We start from the raw sequence: 16,282 nt of genomic DNA, 5'->3' as shown, positions 1-16,282 counted from the left end.
CACTGATCCTCTCGAACGTTTGCCATCGCACCCGGTCTACGCAGACCGGTGCGTATTGGATGCAGGCGCCGCGCCGCTCAGTCTGCGGTACCCGGTGCGCCCTCGGCAGGCAGCAGGGCCGGTCGTCCGTCGAACCATTTGCGTGCACCCGCCAGATGCCACTGGCGCTGCTTGCCGTCCAGTTCGATGCCGGCACCCAGCAGTCCCCAGCGCAGGTAGAGATCGCCGCGCTTGTTCTGCTCCAGCAGATCCAGCCGTGCGCGCAGGGACAGCCGCTCGTTCTCGGCTTCCAGGCCGTCGAGCACCAGATGGCCTGCCTGCCAGCGCAGGCGGGTGGTTGCGTTCACCTGCCCGGAATCGAGCAGGGACAGCGCCCAGCGCGGGTAGTCGCCACGCTCGGCGAACACCGCCAGCAGGGGTGCGGCATCGCTCATGGTCAGCGCGGCGCTGGCATCGACCCGGAACGGTGCCTGCGCATCGATGCGGCCCTGCTTGAACTGCACGCGTCCCTGCCAGGGTGTCTTGCGCTGCTGCTGGCCAACCTGCACGTTGCGCAGCTGCACCGACGTGCCCGACAGGTCGAAGTAGCGCTGCTTGAAGTCGGCGCGGCGCAAAGTGGCGTCGACCTGTGCATTGCCAAGCAGGTCGAGGCCGGCCACCTGCAGGCGCGCGCCGTTGCCGAGCAGGGTGGCGGTGCCATGGCCGACCCGGCCGTCGGTATCCAGTTCCACATCGCCGGTGAGGGTGCCGGTGCCACCCAGAAGCTTGGCCTGGCCCTTGCCCAGATAGCGGTTGTAGGCGGTCAGATCGGGAATGGTGGCATTGCTGAAGCGCAGGCGCGCGCGCATGTCTTTGCGGAACTCGCGCAGCCGGCCATCGCCGCTGAGCTGCAGCGACAGGCCGCGCCCGTCGAACAGGGTGTCTCCCTTTGCACCGCCAGCGCGTGCGTTGAAACGCGGCACCCGCACATCCAGCGTGGCACGGGTGGGCGTGCCTGGCGCCAGCTCGCCGTGTGCGCTGGCCGTACCGGTCATGCGCACGCCGGCCACCTCCGCGGTCGCCGCCGCTTCGGGAATATCCACCGTACTGCCGGCCGCAAGCTCACCCGCTTTCAGCTGCAGGTCGGCCCGCACGGTGCCGCCGCCGTCCAGCTGTACCCAGGGCTTGCGCAGGAACAGGGCGGGAATCCAGTTGAGCGAGGTGAAGGTCCATTCGCCCTGCACCCGACCGGAGGTGCGCTCGATCAGCTGGCCGGGTTCGCGGAAGGGAATCTTCCGTCCCATGATATGCAGGTCGGCATCAAGTGAGGCGCCCGTGCCCTCGCGTGCCGGCAGGCGCGCTTGCAGGCGGATGTTTTGGGCAGCGTTCAACTGCAGGGCCAGCGTGCCGCGATCGGGGGCGCCGGCGCCGGCCTGCAACGGCACACGCCACACCGCGCGACTGCCCGGCTGCAGGGTGCCGCGGTCGAGCGTGATGTCGGCCTGCAGCTGGCCCGTGCTGGGTGAGCTGGATACCGCCAGGGTGCGAGCGTCGGTGTCCACCCGGATGCCGTGACTGCGCGCATCCACCTTCAATGCGCCGCGGAGGATCTCGAACTTGGCCAGGCCGGGCGCCTGGTCGCGGTAATGCCACGGGTAGCCGAACGTTGCCTCGACCTTCATCGCGTCCAGCAGCTGCACGCCGTCATAGCTGGCCCTGGCATCGCTGAAGGCCACCTGCGAGTCGTACAGTTCCGAGGGGCCGCCACGAAGCTGCTTGCGGAAGCCGACCGTGCCCTGGCCCTGGCCGATGATCAGCAGCTTGCCGAAGCGCGCGTGCTGGATGGAATCACTGTGGATGGCATCGAAGCGCAGGGTCCAGCCCTGGTTGCCACGCGGTGGCGGTGGCACGACATCGTCGACACGGGTGACTTCGGCCGACACGCCACTGGCCTGCAGGTGCGGCACGCGCACTTCGCGGTGGAACAACGGCCACAACGCCAGACGGGCACTGGCACGGTCGGCGTGCAGCACATAGACCGTGTGGTTCACATGGCCGCGCATGTGCACGTTCCAGGCGATGACATGCCCCGGCAGCAGGGTGATGGCCGGGCCGGTGCGCATCACGAACTTCTGCGGTTTGCGGTTGGTGGCAAGGTCGAACAGCGGTGTGTTGAGGAAGATATTGCCTGCCAGCAGATAGAGCGCGTAAACGCCGGCAACGCTCCAGGCCAGCAGCCGCCAGCGGCGCGGCCAGTGGGTGAAACGTGCGGGAAATGCGGGCATCCGGGCTCTTCAACGGGTGGGACATGCGTCACTATCCCGAACATCACTGCGTGATGATGTGAATGCCTGCCGATATCGCCTGTCTATAATCGCGGGCTACGTAGAGGAGCCCATGGCATGACTGCACAGGCTGGCAAGGACAGCACCACCGCTTACGACGCCGCGGACAAGGCGGCCTTCGATCCCACTTACACCTCCAGCGTGCACGAAGCGCGGCGGACGTCGCGCGACGGCAGCGTGACGGTCTCCGAGACCGGGGTGAAGTCCAGCGGCGAACGCAAACTGGCCGGGACGAAGTTCGCGGGACAGTTCGTCGATGCCAGCGCCGCCGTCACTGAAACGGTCGTCGATGGACGCAACGAATTCCAGCTGGAGGTGGCCAATGCCACTCGCAGCCAGCTGAAGGCGGGCATCGTCGAAGCTGCAGTGACTGCCGGTGGCCGTGGGCGCTACAAGGTGGCCCTGCCGCAGAACGACACCACCGATCCGCGCGAGGTCAGTCCACTGGACCCAACCACGATCCCGCGCGGTGGCAGCGTCATCCTCGATGGCCAGCAATTCACTGGCACGCAGATGGAAGCGCGGTTCCGCAACATGGCCGCCGAGAGCCAGCTGACCGAGGCGCAGGGCGCGAGCTATCGCGTCGATCGCCTCAGCGATGGCCGCGTGCGCGTCAGCACGGGCCCGAACGACGCCGTGGAGGCCTTCAATGGCGTGGGCTTCTCGGCAGGCAAGTTCAGCGCCGTTGCCGGCCGACAGGATGGACTGGGGCAGTCGTCGGTGCGCAGTGCGGCCTTCGACCTGGAGCAGGCCGATGGCCGGGCGGCCTACGCGCAGTTTATCGAGACCGGGCGGATGCAGGCCGGCACGCCCGGCGTGCAGGACCTGGCCACCATCGAGCGGATCGGCATGAACTCGCAGACCCGTCTGAAGCTGGATTACAACGACAAGCTCGGCGTCGACCTGGCCGGCCAGCGCAATGCCGGCGATATCGTGCGCGTGCGCCGCGAGGATGGCAGCTACACCGAGCGGATGAACCTGGAGTACAGCGGCAACCTGCCGATGAGCCGCATCAGCGCCTACGGTGCCGACGGCAGGGAAGACCTCGCGCAGCGCCGCTACGAATTCACCTTCGACCTGAAGGACAACCCCAACGGCGAGCAGATCGCCAGCCTGGCCAACAGTGCGCTGGCCGGGCGCGCCGGCAACGATGTGCGCGGGCCTTTGAAGGCCGGCGAAGTGAACACGCTGGTGCTGGACGAGGGCCAGATGCGCGGGCTGATGCAGCGCACCCAGGCGATGGTGAAGGACAACCCGATGATGGGCCCGGCCTGGCATCTGCTGGTCGAGGACGGACAGGGCAGGCCGCAGCAGGATGTCGATGCCTTTGCCGTGGCGCTCGCGCGCAACCAGGGCCATTCGGCCTATGGCATGGCCGAGCGCCTGTTCCACGTCGCCGCCGCCGGCGGCCAGGATCTGCAGAAGATCGACGCTACCGTGCGCGGTGACCACCTGCAGGGCCTGCCGCCGCCTTCGCCGCTGCTGCCGCAGCAGGACCCGCGCCATGCCAGCAGTCCGGACCACGCGATGTGGTGCCAGAGCCAGGGCGCGGTCCGCAGCCTGGATCAGGCCATGGGCCGCACCCCGGACGAAATGAGCGAGCGCCTGAGCATGGCTCTGCTGGTGGCGGCGCGGCGCAACGGCATGGAGCGCATCGATGAAGCCGTGCTCAGCGAAGATGGCCGCTACGCGTTCGCCGTGCAGGGTGAAGCGCATGCGGCTGATCGGCAGATCGCCTGCGCGGACACCGCGAAGGCCGTCGCCACGCCGGTGAGCGAGCAGGTGCGCGAGCTGCCCCAGCCTGCCGAGCGCGGCACGGAGCACACACAGGCCGGGCAGCAGGAACAGCAGGTGCAGCAGGAGCAGGCCAATCGAGCGATGGCGCGCTGAGCGCTGTAAGGACGGAATGCCCGGCAATTTCACATGACGAAAACGTCTTCACAGTGCTTAATACGCTTCCTGACGAGTAGGGAGCTTGTCTGACAGGACGGCTCCCGGCGTTTCCAACTACCTGGACCGTACCCATGGCGGCTTTGCAGCAGCGCACCATCGATCTCATCCGTGAGCATCAGTCGACCCTGATCGCGCAGTGGCGTGACAACCTCAATGCCGCCGGCCAGAACGATGACAGCCGCATCGGTGCGCGCGACCTGGACATCCAGGTCAATGAATTCTGGCAGCTGCTGCTGCCCTCGCTGTCGGCCGCCGATGCAGGCAACCTGCACGGCGCCGAATGGCAGGCCATCCGCCATTTCCTTGAAGACCTCTCTCGCGACCGCGCGATCAAGGGTTTCTCGTCCTCGGAGACGGCTACCTTCATCTTCTCGCTGAAGCGGCCGCTGTTCCAGCTGCTGCAGCAGCACCACAGTGGCGATCCGCAGGCGCTCGGCGAACAGCTCTGGTCGATCTCCGAGCTGCTGGACGTGCTCGGCCTGCACACGGTGAAAGCCTTCCAGCGCACCCGCGAGGATGTCATCCAGCGCCAGCAGGAAGAGATGCTGGAGCTGTCCACCCCGGTGGTGAAGCTGTGGGATGGCGTGCTGGCGTTGCCGATGATCGGCACGCTGGATTCGCAGCGTACCCAGGTGGTGATGGAATCGCTGCTGCAGCGGATCGTCGACACCGGCTCTGAAATCGCCATCATCGACATCACCGGCGTGCCCACCGTGGACACGCTGGTCGCCCAGCATCTGCTGAAGACCGTCACCGCCATCCGCCTGATGGGCGCCGACGCCATCATCAGCGGCGTGCGTCCGCAGATCGCGCAGACCATCGTGCACCTGGGCCTGGACCTGCAGGGCATCGTCACCAAGGCCAACCTGGCCGACGCCCTGGCGCTGGCCCTGAAGCGGAACGGCCTGTCCGTCAGCCAGGCCAACCGCTGATGGACCGCATCCCGATCCTGCAGATGGGCGACCTGCTGCTGGTCACCATCCAGGTGGACATGCACGACCAGCTGGCACTGAACCTGCAGGACGACCTCAGTGAGCGCATCCGCCGCACCTCCGCGCGTGGCGTGCTGATCGACATCTCCTCGCTGGACATCGTCGATTCCTTCATCGGCCGCATGATCGCCACCATTTCCGCGCTGTCGCGGGTGATGGACGCGACCACCGTGGTGGTGGGCATGCAGCCGGCCGTGGCCATCACCCTGGTTGAACTCGGCCTGGACCTGAGCGGCGTGCGCACGGCGTTGAACGTGGAGCGCGGCATGAAGCTGCTGCGCCTGAGTGATGAACTGCCATGACCGCACGCCAGGGGACGTTACCCGTGCGGGTCGAGCAGGACGTGGTGCTGGCCCGCCAGGCCGTGCGCCAGGCGGCAGTGGCCTGCGGGCTGCGGCTGGTCGACCAGACCAAGCTGGTGACCGCCGCCAGCGAGCTGGCGCGCAACACCGTCATCTACGGCGGTGGCGGGCAGATGGACTGGGAACTGCTGGATGAAGGGCTGCGCCGTGGCGTGCGCCTGGTGTTCTCCGACCAGGGGCCCGGCATCGCCAACATCGAGCAGGCGCTGACGGACGGCTGGTCTTCGGGCAAGGGCATGGGCCTGGGCCTGTCCGGCTCCCGGCGGCTGGTGGATGTCTTCGAGCTGGACAGTGCACCGGGCCAGGGCACGCGCATCGCCATCACCAAATGGACGTGAATTTCTCCGGCCACGTCACCCGCGTCGTGGCCGTTGAGGAACCGACCCAGGTCGGGCAGGTGCGCCGCGAGGCGCTGGCCCTGGCCGCACGGATCGGTTTCGATGAAACGGACAGTGGCCGGGTCGCGCTGGCCGCCAGCGAGCTGGCCAGCAACCTGCTGCGCCATGGTGGCGGCGGCAAGGCGTATCTCTCGGTCGTGCAAGGGTACGACGCCCGCGGCGTCGAACTGTATACCGTCGATTCCGGTCCTGGCTTCGTGCTGTCGCAGGCATTGGTGGAAGGCTATTCCACCGGCGGCAGCCAGGGCCTGGGACTGGGTGCGGTAAAGCGCCAGGCGACGCTGCTCGACAGCTGGTCCGACGCGCGCGGCACGATCGTGGTGGCGCGGATCTACCCCGAACATGCCGGCCCACGCGTTGATCTCGCGTACGGCGCCCTGCGCCTTGCGATGCGGGGCGAAGAGGCCTGCGGCGATGCCTGGCACCTGTCGGTACGGGAAGGGCAGGCGACGCTGACCGTGATCGACGGCCTGGGCCACGGCCTGCCTGCCACCGATGCCGCGCAGGAGGGCACGCGCCGGGCCGCGGAAGTGGGCGTGGATGCGCCGAACGCGCTGATTGAAGCGCTGCACCAGGCCATGTCCGGCACCCGCGGCGGTGCTGTTGCCGTGGCGACCCTGCCGCTGGCCGGGGGCGAGCTGCAGTTTTCCGGCATCGGCAACATCAATGCCGGCATCGCCGATGCAACGACCTATCGCGGCCTGGCCTCGATGCCAGGCATCGTCGGCGTGCAGTACCGCAAGGCACAGGCATTCAACGTTCACGCCGCGCACGGCACGCTGCTGATCATGCACAGCGATGGCCTGCAGGGGCGCTGGCGGTTGCAGGACTATCCGGGCCTGGTCCATCGGCACCCGGCGCTGGTGGTGGCGGTGCTGCAACGGGATTTCGACCGTGGTCGTGACGATGCCAGCATCGTTGCCCTGCGCATGGGAGCGTGGTGATGGGGCAGGAACAGATGCAGGAAGAGAACACCCGCCTTGCGGCCGAGAATGCCGCCCTCCGCGCCGAGCTGGAGGAGACCAACCAGGGCGTGCTGGCGCTGTATGCCGAGCTGGACCAGCAGGCGTTGCAGCTGCGCGAGGTCTCCGACCTGAAGAGCCGGTTCCTGTCCTACATGAGCCACGAGTTCCGCACGCCGCTGGGGTCCATCCTGAGCATGACGCGGCTGCTGGAAGACGGTTTCGACGGCACGCTCAACGATGAGCAGCTGCGCCAGGTCCGCTTCGTCAGCGCCTCGGCATCGGAGCTGCGCGAGATGGTGGACGACCTGCTGGACCTGGCCAAGATCGAGGCCGGGCGCATCACCATTTCCCCGGGCTGGTTCGACCTGATGGACCTGTTCGCCGCCCTGCGCGGCATGTTCAGGCCATTGGTGGACAGCAACCAGCGCATCGAGCTGGTGTTCGAGGATCCGCCGCCTCTGCCGATGCTCTACACCGACGACAAGAAGCTGGCACAGATCCTGCGCAACTACATCTCCAATGCCATCAAGTTCACCCCGGAAGGCCAGGTGGTGGTGTCGGCGGCGATGGAGAGCGACGCGGAGGTCCGCTTCACCGTGCGCGATACCGGCATCGGCATTGCCCCGGAGCTGCTGCCCGCGCTGTTCGAGGATTTCGTGCAGGTCGATTCGCCGCTGCAGAAGCGCCTGCGTGGCACCGGCCTGGGCCTGTCGCTGTGCAAGCGGTTTGCCGAACTGCTGGGCGGCCGGGTAGCGGTGGAAAGCCTGCCCGGCAGCGGCTCGGCGTTCCATGTAGTCTTGCCGGTAGCACTGAACGAGGCGACGGAGGACGCCCATGCCGCACTCTGATCGCGTATTGGTGGTCGATGACAACGCAGCCACCCGCTATTCCGTGCGGCGCGTGCTGGAACATCATGGTTACAGCGTCAGTGAAGCGGCCACTGGACAGGAGGGGCTGGACCGGCTGGCCGACTCGGAGTTCGGCGCGGTGGTGCTGGACGTCAACCTGCCAGACATGAGTGGCTTTGATGTGGTACGCCAGCTCCGTACCCAGCCACGCACCCAGCTGCTGCCGGTGGTGCACGTGTCCGCGGCGTCCATCGCCACCGGCGACATGATTACCGGCCTGGACAACGGTGCCGATGGCTACCTGATCCATCCGGTGGACCCGGACGTGCTGCTGGCGACGCTGCGCAGCCTGCTGCGCGCGCGACGCGCCGAGGAAGCCCTGCGTGAAGCGGATGCGCGGTTCCAGGAGATCTTCAGCCAGGTCAATGCGCCCATTGCGGTGCTGGATGAGCAGCTGCAGATCCGCGAAAGCAACTCCGCGTTCGCCCGCCTGCTCAGCGAAGCAGATGCCAATGGATCGCTGTTTGCGCTGCTGGGCAGCAACAAGGAATTCGTGCTGGACCTGCAGGACGCACTGGCCCGGCAGGAGCGCTGGCAGGGCGTGCTGTCGATCGCCAGCCGGCAGGGCGTGCGCAACACGCAATGGCGGCTGACGCCTGACCGCCGCACTGGCCATGGGCTGGTGGTGGTGGAGGACGTGACCGAGCACCATGTGCGCGCCCGCGAACAGCGTGCCGAACTGGAGACCGCCAACACCGAGCTTGCGCACCAGATCGCCGAGCGCAGCCGCACCGAAGCCGAGCTGCTGCAGGCGCAGAAGATGGATTCGCTGGGCCAGTTGACCGGCGGCATCGCGCATGACTTCAACAACCTGCTGACCACGATCATCTCCGGCCTGGACATGATCGAACTGGCCGTGTCGTCGTCGCGACTTGAGAAGGTGCCGCAGTACAGCAGCATCGCCGCCGCATCGGCCCAGCGCGCTGCCGCCTTGACCCAACGCATGCTGGCGTTCGCCCGCAAACAGCCGCTGGATTCGCGCCCCTTCGACCTGGTGGCGCGCACGCGCTCGCTGGAAGACCTGCTGCGCCGCTCGATCGGCGAGAACATCGAGCTGGAGTTCGAACTGGGCGAGGAACCGCTGGTTGCCATTGCCGACGTCAACCAGTTCGAGAACGTGGTGCTGAACCTGGTCATCAACGCGCGCGATGCCTTGGGCGGCCGCGGCCTGATCCGCCTGCGCGCGGAGGCCTGCGAAGTCCAGCGCGAGAACGAATTGACCTCAGGCCGCTATGTCAGCCTGAAGGTGATCGACAACGGGCCGGGCATTCCACCGGAACTGGTGGCGAAGGTCTTCGAACCCTTCTTCACCACCAAGCCGCAGGGCGAGGGCACGGGCCTGGGCCTGTCGATGACCTATGGTTTCGCCCGGCAGTCGGGCGGGCTGGCGCGCATCGCCAGCGAGCCCGGCGAAGGGGCCGAGGTCGAGCTGCTGCTGCCCGCCGGTGAAGTGACACATGCGGAAACGAGCGCCGAGCAGGTCGCGCCGCCGCGTGGCCAGTCCGAGCGCATCCTGCTGGTCGATGACACCGATTCGGTGCGGATGATGGTGGGTGAAATGCTGTCCGAAGCGGGTTACCAGGTGACGTTGGCGGCGGATGCGCGCCAGGCGCTGCGCCACCTGCGGCAGGATCCGGCCTTCGATCTGCTGCTGTCTGACGTCGGCCTGCCCGGCATGGACGGGCGCGAACTGGCAGATGCCGCGCGCGAGATCAATCCCGTTCTGCCGGTGCTGTTCATCACCGGCTACACCGAACGTGCTGCGGTGCGTGAGTCCTTCCTCGGTACCGGCATGAGTCTGCTGCCCAAGCCGTTCAGCCTGCTGGAGCTGATGGCCGCGGTGCGCGCGGCGCTGTAGGGCGGCGCGGCCGGCTGCAGGCCTGACCTCAGGGCCAGGCCTGCGCGCTCAGTCAGCCCGGCAGGTCGCACTGCATCTTGCCGTCCACGTAGTACGGCTTGGGGACGTTCGGGTTCTCGCTGGTCTTTTCGAAGACCACCTCGAATGAGTCCACCTTCGGCGTTCCCTTGCGCTCGGTGCAGGCGTCGTTGAGTTTCTTCTTGACCGCGGTGATGCCGGCATCGCGGTTGGCGCCGTCGGCGCTGTTGGTCAGGTTCACCGTTTCAGCCAGGGCGAGCGGGCTGATGGCCAGCAGGCCGGCGGTGACGATCAGGGTGTGCAGACGGGTCATGCATTCTCCTCGGGCGTTCCATTGCGGATGCGCCGCAGACGTGCGGCGCGCAGACAGGATAGGGAAGGCCGGTTAAGGCACCGTGCTCGGCCTGTCATCGTGTCAGGCTGCGACCGATTGTCGCTCCAATAGTAGTGGGAACCATTCGCATCTGCTATGATTTAACGCGCCCTTAACCAGCGCCGCAGCCGCCGCCTCCAGGCGCGCCTCCCAGAAGCAGGTCCCCCATGTCCAACCTCCGTTCTACTTCCCGCGAGCCGATGCGCTCGCTGCTGTCCGTGTCCGTTGCCGCGCTGCTGGCCCTGCCGCTGGCCGCGCAAGCCCAGTCGGCGATGCCCGATGGCGCCACGCCCACCGATCTGGACGCGGTGCACGTCAACGCCTACCGCACCATCACCCACACCTCCGGCGCGACAAAGACCGATACCCCAGTGGCCGAGATGGCAAAGTCGGTGTCGGTCATCGCACGTGAGGAACTGGACGCGCGCGGCGTGCAGAACCTCAACGAGGCGATGCGCTATGTGGCCGGCGTTTCGCTGGAAAGCACCGGCATCGACAACCGTGTCGACGACTTCCGCATCCGCGGCTTCGATGCCGGCAGCTGGAGCAACAACGTCACCGTCGATGGCATGCGCGCGCCGCAGGGCGGCCAGTGGAACCGCACGATGGTCGACAGCTGGAACCTGGACCGCGTGGAAGTGCTCAAGGGCCCTTCGGCGGTGATGTATGGCCAGGTGGCTCCGGGCGGCATGGTCAACCAGGTCAGCAAGACGCCCACCCCGGACCAGCAGCAGGTGCTGCAGCTGGGCGTGGATGGCAACGGCCAGTACAGCACCGCCTTCGATGTCGGCGCGGGCAGCGATGACAAGCGCCACCTGGGCCGCCTGGTCGGCTTGTACCGTGACGGCGACACGCAGATCAAGCACACCGACCAGGAGCACTGGTTCCTGGCGCCGAGCTACACCTTCCAGATGGCCGAGCACACGCGCCTGACCCTGCTGGGCCTGTACCAGCGCGACGATGGCGGCTCGACCTACCAGTTCCTGCCAATGGCCGGCACCCTGGTGGCCACGCCCTATGGGCACATGAAAAACAGCACCTTCATCGGCGAGCCGACCTGGAACACCTACGACCGCACGATCTGGTCGGGCGGCTGGTTGTTCGAGCACGCCTTCAACGAGCACTGGACGCTGAGCCAGAGTGCGCGCCGGTTGAACGTGGAATCGATCTTCCGCAGCGTGGTGACCAATGGCGCGTTGAACGCCGATGGCCGCACGCAGAAGCGTCGTTCCACCTGGGGTGAGGGTGATTCGCGCGGCGATACCGCCGATACCCGCCTGACCGGCAAGTTCAGCACCGGCGCCGCCGAACACACCCTGCTGCTGGGCGTGGACTGGCAGAAGGCCGACTGGACCGCGGCGCGCGGCGCGATGGGCACGACCACCGATACGCCAACCGCGATCGACATCTTCAACCCGGTCTACAGCGGCTACATCCCGGCCACCACCTCGATCAGCTATTCCGGCGGCATCAACCGACAGACCGGTGCCTACCTGCAGGACCAGATCGCGCTGGACAAGTGGCGCTTCACCGTCGGTGGCCGCTACGACTGGACCAAGGATGACACCTGGACCCAGGCCTACACCGTGGCTACCAACCGCTATGGCGCACGCACGCCCAGCCACATCAAGAACGATGCCTTCAGCGGCAATGCCGGCATCCTGTACGTGGCCGACAACGGCCTGACCCCGTACCTGAGCTATGCCGAATCGTTCCAGCCGGCCGGCAGCACGGCCACGCAGTCCTACGAGCGTACGGCGTTCGATCCGATCACCGGCAAGCAGTGGGAAGTGGGCCTGAAGTACCAGCCGGCCAGCTTCGATGGCCTGATCACCGTATCGGCCTACGACCTGCGGCAGCAGAACGTGCTGACCGACGACCCGGACAGCAGCCACAACACCTGCGGCACCACCGGCACCAGCCAGTGCCAGGTGCAGGATGGCGAGGGCCGCGTGCGCGGTGTCGAACTGGAAGGCCGCGTCACCGCGCTGCCGGGCTTCAGCGTGATCGGTGCCGCCTCGTGGATGGAATCGGAAGTGACCCGCAGCAACAACGGCTACGCCGGCAACGAGCTGGCGATGGTGCCGGACTGGACCACCTCGCTGTGGGGCGACTACACCTTCCAGGGCGGTGCACTGGAAGGCCTGAGCCTGGCGGCGGGCATGCGCTACAACGGCAAGAGCTACGGCGACAGCGCCAACCTGTACCGCATTCCTTCCTACACCCTGTGGGATGCCGCCATCCGCTATGACATCGGCCTGTACGGCGCGGTGGGGACACAGCTGTCGTTGAACCTGAGCAACCTGGCCGACAAGCGTTTCGTGTCGACCTGCACCGGCGTATCGTCGTGCTACTACGGCACTGGCCGCACGGTGACGGCGACGGCGCGCTTCACCTGGTGAAGCAGACCGGGTGATGCAGGACTGCCGCCGCACCCGGACGGGGCGGCGGCAGCGCCGATCACGCCGCAGCGTTGGCGGCGTAGGCGGCCAGCACGGCCGGCAGCTCGTGCATGGATTCGAAGATCACATGCGCGCCGGCTGCACGCAGGGCCTCGGGCGTGCTGTGGTACTGGCCGCCCGGGCTGTAGCCGAACACCGTGGCACCCGCGGCCACGCCTGCGGTGGCACCGGTCACGGTGTCTTCGATGACCGCGCAGCGGGTCGGGTCCACGCCCAGTGCCGCGGCGGCTGCCAGGTACACATCCGGGTGCGGCTTGGTTCGCGGCTGGTCCTGGCCGCTGAAGATCTGCCCGGCGAAGGCATCGAGGATGCCGATCTTGCCCAGCTGCAGGCGGACTTTCAGCAGGTCGGCACCGGAGGCGCAGGCAATCCTGCCGCCGGTCGCGGCCTGGATCGCACGCACGGCGGCCGGGGCGCCGGGAATTTCAGTGAGGTCACGTTCCAGCGCCACGTTGCGCTGGCGGCGGAATTCATCCAGCCATTCATCGGTGAAGGGCTTGCCGGTACGCTCCTCGATCAGGCCGGCCAGGCCGGCGACGGATTTGCCGAGGAAGATTTCACCGGCCTGCTGCTGGGTCAGCGGCCAGCCGCGCTCGCTCAGCATTTCCGACAGCACGCGGGCGACCAGCGGCTCGGAATCGACGAGGACGCCGTCGCAGTCGAACAGCACGGCATCGAAGGGGAAGGGGGACATCAGGAACTCCTTGCAACAACCAACGGGGGAAGCTGCGCGCTATTTTCCCACAGGGCGGGGGCGGGCACCCCGCGCCTCGATGAACGCCGCAATCCGGCTTGCCGGTAGAGTCGAGCTTGCTCGACTGCACGCAATGCCGCGGCAAAGGCAGTCGAGCAAGCTCGACTCTACGGCTATCGGCGCGCCTCGATGAACGCGGCGATCCGCTGCAGCGTCTCCGGGGTGCCGGCGGTGTAGACGATCATCGACAGGTCCGGGCGCGCTTCCACGGCAAAGGTCGAGAAGTCCAGCTCCAGCAGGCCCAGCTCCGGGTGCTTGAGCCGCTTGCTGCCATCGCCTTCGCTGGCCACGTCGTTGCTGCGCCAGAGCGCGGCGAATTCAGGGCTGCTGGCGGATAGCTCGGCGGCCAGCTCGGCCACTTCGGTCTCGGCACCGGCACGGATGGCGTCTGCACGCAGCGACGCCACCACGAAGCGGGCGACACTGCTCCAGTCGTCCTGCGCCGCGCGCACCCGGCTGTTGCTGAAGATGAAGCGCAGGATGTTGCGCTCGCGCGGCGGCACCTGGGCGTAGTCGGTCAGCAGGAGGGCGGCTGCCTGGTTCCAGGCGACCACGTCCCAGGTCGGGGTACGGATCAGTGCCGGGCTGTAGGGCAGGGCGTCCAGCACCCGCTGCAGGCGCGGCGAGATGCTCTCGCCGCTGCGGTACTTCACTTCCGGCGGGCGGCCCAGCCCCAGCATGTAGAGGTGTTCGCGCTCGGCGTCGGTCAGCCGCAGGGCGGCGGCGATGCGGTCCAGCACCTCGGCGGACGGCGCGCCGCCACGACCCTGTTCCAGCCAGGTGTACCAGGTCGGGCTGATGCTGGCGCGCTGCGCGACCTCTTCGCGGCGCAGGCCGGGCGTGCGCCGGCGACCGGTGGCGAAGCCGAAACTGGCTGGATCCAGCCGCGCGCGACGGCTCTTGAGGAATTCGCCAAGCGAATGCTGGTTCATGCCGGTGACCGCCTGCCTGTCAGTGGCTATACCTGTATAACGTCACTACTTTAACAGGATGAGGCGAACGGGATACTGGGCCTACTTTCCAGTGGAGGCAGACCTCATGCGTGTATTCCTGACCGGTGCCACCGGCTTCATCGGCAGCCGCGTACTCCAACAGCTGCAGGCTTCCGGCCACCAGGTCATCGGCCTGACCCGATCGGAGGCGGGTGCGGAGGCACTGCGTGCAGCGGGCGCCGACGTGCAGCACGGCGAACTGGGCGACCTCGCCAGCCTGCGCGCCGGAGCCGAGGCGGCCGATGCGGTGATCCACACCGCCTTCGACCACGATTTCAGCCGCTTTGCGGCCAACTGCGAGCAGGATGCCGCGGTGATCGGCGCAATGGGCGAGGTGCTCAAGGGTTCGGCGCGACCGTTGCTGATCACCTCCGGCGTCGGCATGGGTGAAGCGAAGCCCGGCCGGCCGGCGCTGGAGACCGTGTTCAATCCGGGCCACGGCAACCCGCGCATCGCCTCCGAACGCGCAGGCAACACGCTGCTGGAGGCTGGCGTGGACGTGCGGGTGGTGCGCCTGCCGCAGGTGCACGATACCGTCCGCCAAGGGCTGATCAGCTATTTCATCGATATATCCCGGCAGCAGGGCGTGGCCGCCTATGTGGGCGAAGGTGCAAACCGCTGGTCGGCGGCGCATGTGGAAGACGTCGCCCGTGCGTACTGCCTGGCGCTGGAGCGCGGTCACACCGGCGAGCGTTACCACGCGGTGGCCGAGGAAGGCATCAGCGCACGACGCATCGCCGAGGTTGTGGCTGCTGGGCTGGACGTGCCGGTGCGCAGCACCACGCAGGAAGAAGCAGCTGCGATATTTGGCTGGTTCGCGCTGTTCGCCGGGATGGATCTGCCCGCATCGAGTGGGCTGACCCGGCAACGCCTTGGCTGGCAGCCGGGTGGCCCGACGCTGCTGCAGGATCTGCTGGCGATGGATTACCGCGCAGGGCGCTGACAGGGGGTGAATGGCCGTGCACCGCGCGTGCATCTGGCCGCGCGGATACTGGCAACCCTTGAATCGTGCATTGGGCCAGCCGGGGCCTCCGCCATGCCACGTCGGAAAACGCTGCGCATCGCCACCTTCAACGTCAATGGGATCGGCCCGCGGCTGCCGCAGCTGCTGGCATGGCTGGACCGTGAAGCACCAGACGTGGTCGCCCTGCAGGAGCTGAAGGCCACGGATGCAGCGTTTCCGGCAGCGGAGCTGGAGCAGGCGGGCTATGGCGCGATCTGGTGCGGCGAAGCGCGTTGGAACGGTGTCGCAGTGCTCGCGCGCGACGCGATACCGATCGAAAGCCGTCGCCGGTTGCCGGGTGATCCCGAAGACAGCCAGAGCCGTTATCTGGAAGCGGCCGTGCATGGCATCGTGGTGGGCGCACTGTACCTGCCCAACGGCAACCCGCAGCCCGGTCCGAAGTTCGATTACAAGCTGCGCTGGATGCAGCGCCTGCTGGGCCATGCCCGCTCGCTGGTCGATCTTCCGCACCCGGCGGTGCTTATGGGCGACTTCAATGTCATCCCCACTGAGCTGGATGTGTATGACCCCAAGGCGTGGAAGCGTGACGCGCTGTTCCAGCCCGATGTCCGCGATGCTTTCGAACGACTGCTGGCGCAGGGATGGTCCGACGCCCTGCGCAAAGTACACGGGGAGGACGTGATCTACACCTTCTGGGACTACTTCCGCCAGCATGCCGAGCGCGACCGCGGGCTGCGCATCGATCACCTGCTGCTCAATCCGGTGCTTGCGTCGCGGCTGAAGGATGCCGGGGTCGATCGCTGGGTGCGCCTGCAGGACAAGGCCAGCGATCACGCGCCGACCTGGATCACCGTCAGCGTCTGAATGCTTCATCGTGACGTTGGGCAGCGGCCGTGACGATGCATATCCACGGCAATCATCCAGCGGATACATCAGCAAGACAGCAACGTGACCGGGGA

At 67.2% G+C, this 16,282-nt stretch carries 14 protein-coding genes; 10 read left to right on the top strand and 4 right to left on the bottom strand.

The genetic code is table 11. The features are described from left to right. Positions 1–77: 77 nt before the first annotated feature. Complete coding sequence (locus tag C1925_RS11260) at positions 78–2,264, bottom strand: hypothetical protein (protein WP_108768949.1); 2,187 nt, start codon at positions 2,262–2,264, stop codon at positions 78–80. A gap of 117 nt (positions 2,265–2,381) precedes the next feature. Between C1925_RS11260 and C1925_RS11255 the strand changes: the two genes are divergently transcribed. The 7 genes from C1925_RS11255 (at position 2,382) to C1925_RS11225 (ending at position 9,760) form a co-directional block, all read left to right on the top strand. Next, positions 2,382–4,214 carry an XVIPCD domain-containing protein gene (locus C1925_RS11255; RefSeq protein WP_108768948.1) on the top strand — a complete coding sequence of 611 codons (1,833 nt, stop codon included), beginning with the start codon at positions 2,382–2,384 and terminating at the stop codon, positions 4,212–4,214. A gap of 134 nt (positions 4,215–4,348) precedes the next feature. Then, positions 4,349–5,209 carry an STAS domain-containing protein gene (locus C1925_RS11250; RefSeq protein ID WP_108768947.1) on the top strand — a complete coding sequence of 287 codons (861 nt, stop codon included), beginning with the start codon at positions 4,349–4,351 and terminating at the stop codon, positions 5,207–5,209. Next, positions 5,209–5,571 (top strand): STAS domain-containing protein, encoded by a 363-nt coding sequence (locus C1925_RS11245; protein ID WP_108768946.1) that lies wholly within the window; start codon positions 5,209–5,211, stop codon positions 5,569–5,571. The genes C1925_RS11250 and C1925_RS11245 overlap by 1 nt, the downstream gene beginning before the upstream one ends. Next, on the top strand, positions 5,568–5,969 hold the full coding sequence (locus C1925_RS11240) for an anti-sigma regulatory factor (protein ID WP_108768945.1): 402 nt from the start codon (positions 5,568–5,570) through the stop codon (positions 5,967–5,969). Before C1925_RS11245 ends, C1925_RS11240 begins: the two co-directional genes overlap by 4 nt. Next, positions 5,960–6,973: an ATP-binding protein gene (locus C1925_RS11235; protein ID WP_108768944.1), complete on the top strand. Its 1,014-nt coding sequence runs from the start codon at positions 5,960–5,962 to the stop codon at positions 6,971–6,973. Before C1925_RS11240 ends, C1925_RS11235 begins: the two co-directional genes overlap by 10 nt. Beyond that, entirely contained in the window at positions 6,973–7,842 is an 870-nt protein-coding gene (locus C1925_RS11230; protein ID WP_108768943.1) for an ATP-binding protein, read from the top strand. The genes C1925_RS11235 and C1925_RS11230 overlap by 1 nt, the downstream gene beginning before the upstream one ends. Next, positions 7,829–9,760, top strand: coding sequence for a response regulator (locus tag C1925_RS11225; protein WP_108768942.1), 1,932 nt, complete (start codon positions 7,829–7,831; stop codon positions 9,758–9,760). The genes C1925_RS11230 and C1925_RS11225 overlap by 14 nt, the downstream gene beginning before the upstream one ends. A gap of 52 nt (positions 9,761–9,812) precedes the next feature. Here the strand turns inward: C1925_RS11225 and C1925_RS11220 are convergent, their stop codons facing one another. After that, positions 9,813–10,091, bottom strand: a complete 279-nt coding sequence (locus C1925_RS11220; protein WP_108768941.1) for a hypothetical protein — start codon at positions 10,089–10,091, stop codon at positions 9,813–9,815. A gap of 227 nt (positions 10,092–10,318) precedes the next feature. On the opposite strand from C1925_RS11220, the gene C1925_RS11215 reads away from it, so the two are divergent. Next, the gene (locus C1925_RS11215; protein WP_254051303.1) at positions 10,319–12,553 is read left to right on the top strand and encodes a TonB-dependent siderophore receptor; all 2,235 of its coding nucleotides are present in this window, start codon (positions 10,319–10,321) and stop codon (positions 12,551–12,553) included. Between the two features lie 58 nt (positions 12,554–12,611). On the opposite strand, the gene C1925_RS11210 is transcribed toward C1925_RS11215, so the two are convergent. Together C1925_RS11210 and C1925_RS11205 are read right to left on the bottom strand one after the other, a co-directional pair. Continuing rightward, positions 12,612–13,307, bottom strand: a complete 696-nt coding sequence (locus C1925_RS11210) for an HAD family phosphatase (RefSeq protein ID WP_108768939.1) — start codon at positions 13,305–13,307, stop codon at positions 12,612–12,614. A 173-nt stretch (positions 13,308–13,480) separates the two neighbouring features. Next, the gene (locus tag C1925_RS11205) at positions 13,481–14,299 is read right to left on the bottom strand and encodes a helix-turn-helix transcriptional regulator (protein ID WP_108768938.1); all 819 of its coding nucleotides are present in this window, start codon (positions 14,297–14,299) and stop codon (positions 13,481–13,483) included. 106 nt (positions 14,300–14,405) lie between these two features. Between C1925_RS11205 and C1925_RS11200 the strand changes: the two genes are divergently transcribed. Beyond that, positions 14,406–15,302 (top strand): SDR family oxidoreductase, encoded by an 897-nt coding sequence (locus C1925_RS11200; protein WP_108768937.1) that lies wholly within the window; start codon positions 14,406–14,408, stop codon positions 15,300–15,302. A gap of 93 nt (positions 15,303–15,395) precedes the next feature. Next, positions 15,396–16,187 carry an exodeoxyribonuclease III gene (gene xth / locus C1925_RS11195; RefSeq protein WP_108768936.1) on the top strand — a complete coding sequence of 264 codons (792 nt, stop codon included), beginning with the start codon at positions 15,396–15,398 and terminating at the stop codon, positions 16,185–16,187. Positions 16,188–16,282 lie beyond the last annotated feature (95 nt).

Source organism: Stenotrophomonas sp. SAU14A_NAIMI4_5 (genome assembly GCF_003086795.1).
In the GTDB taxonomy this organism is placed as follows: Bacteria; Pseudomonadota; Gammaproteobacteria; order Xanthomonadales; family Xanthomonadaceae; genus Stenotrophomonas.
This window is presented reverse-complemented; position numbering and strand designations above follow the sequence as displayed.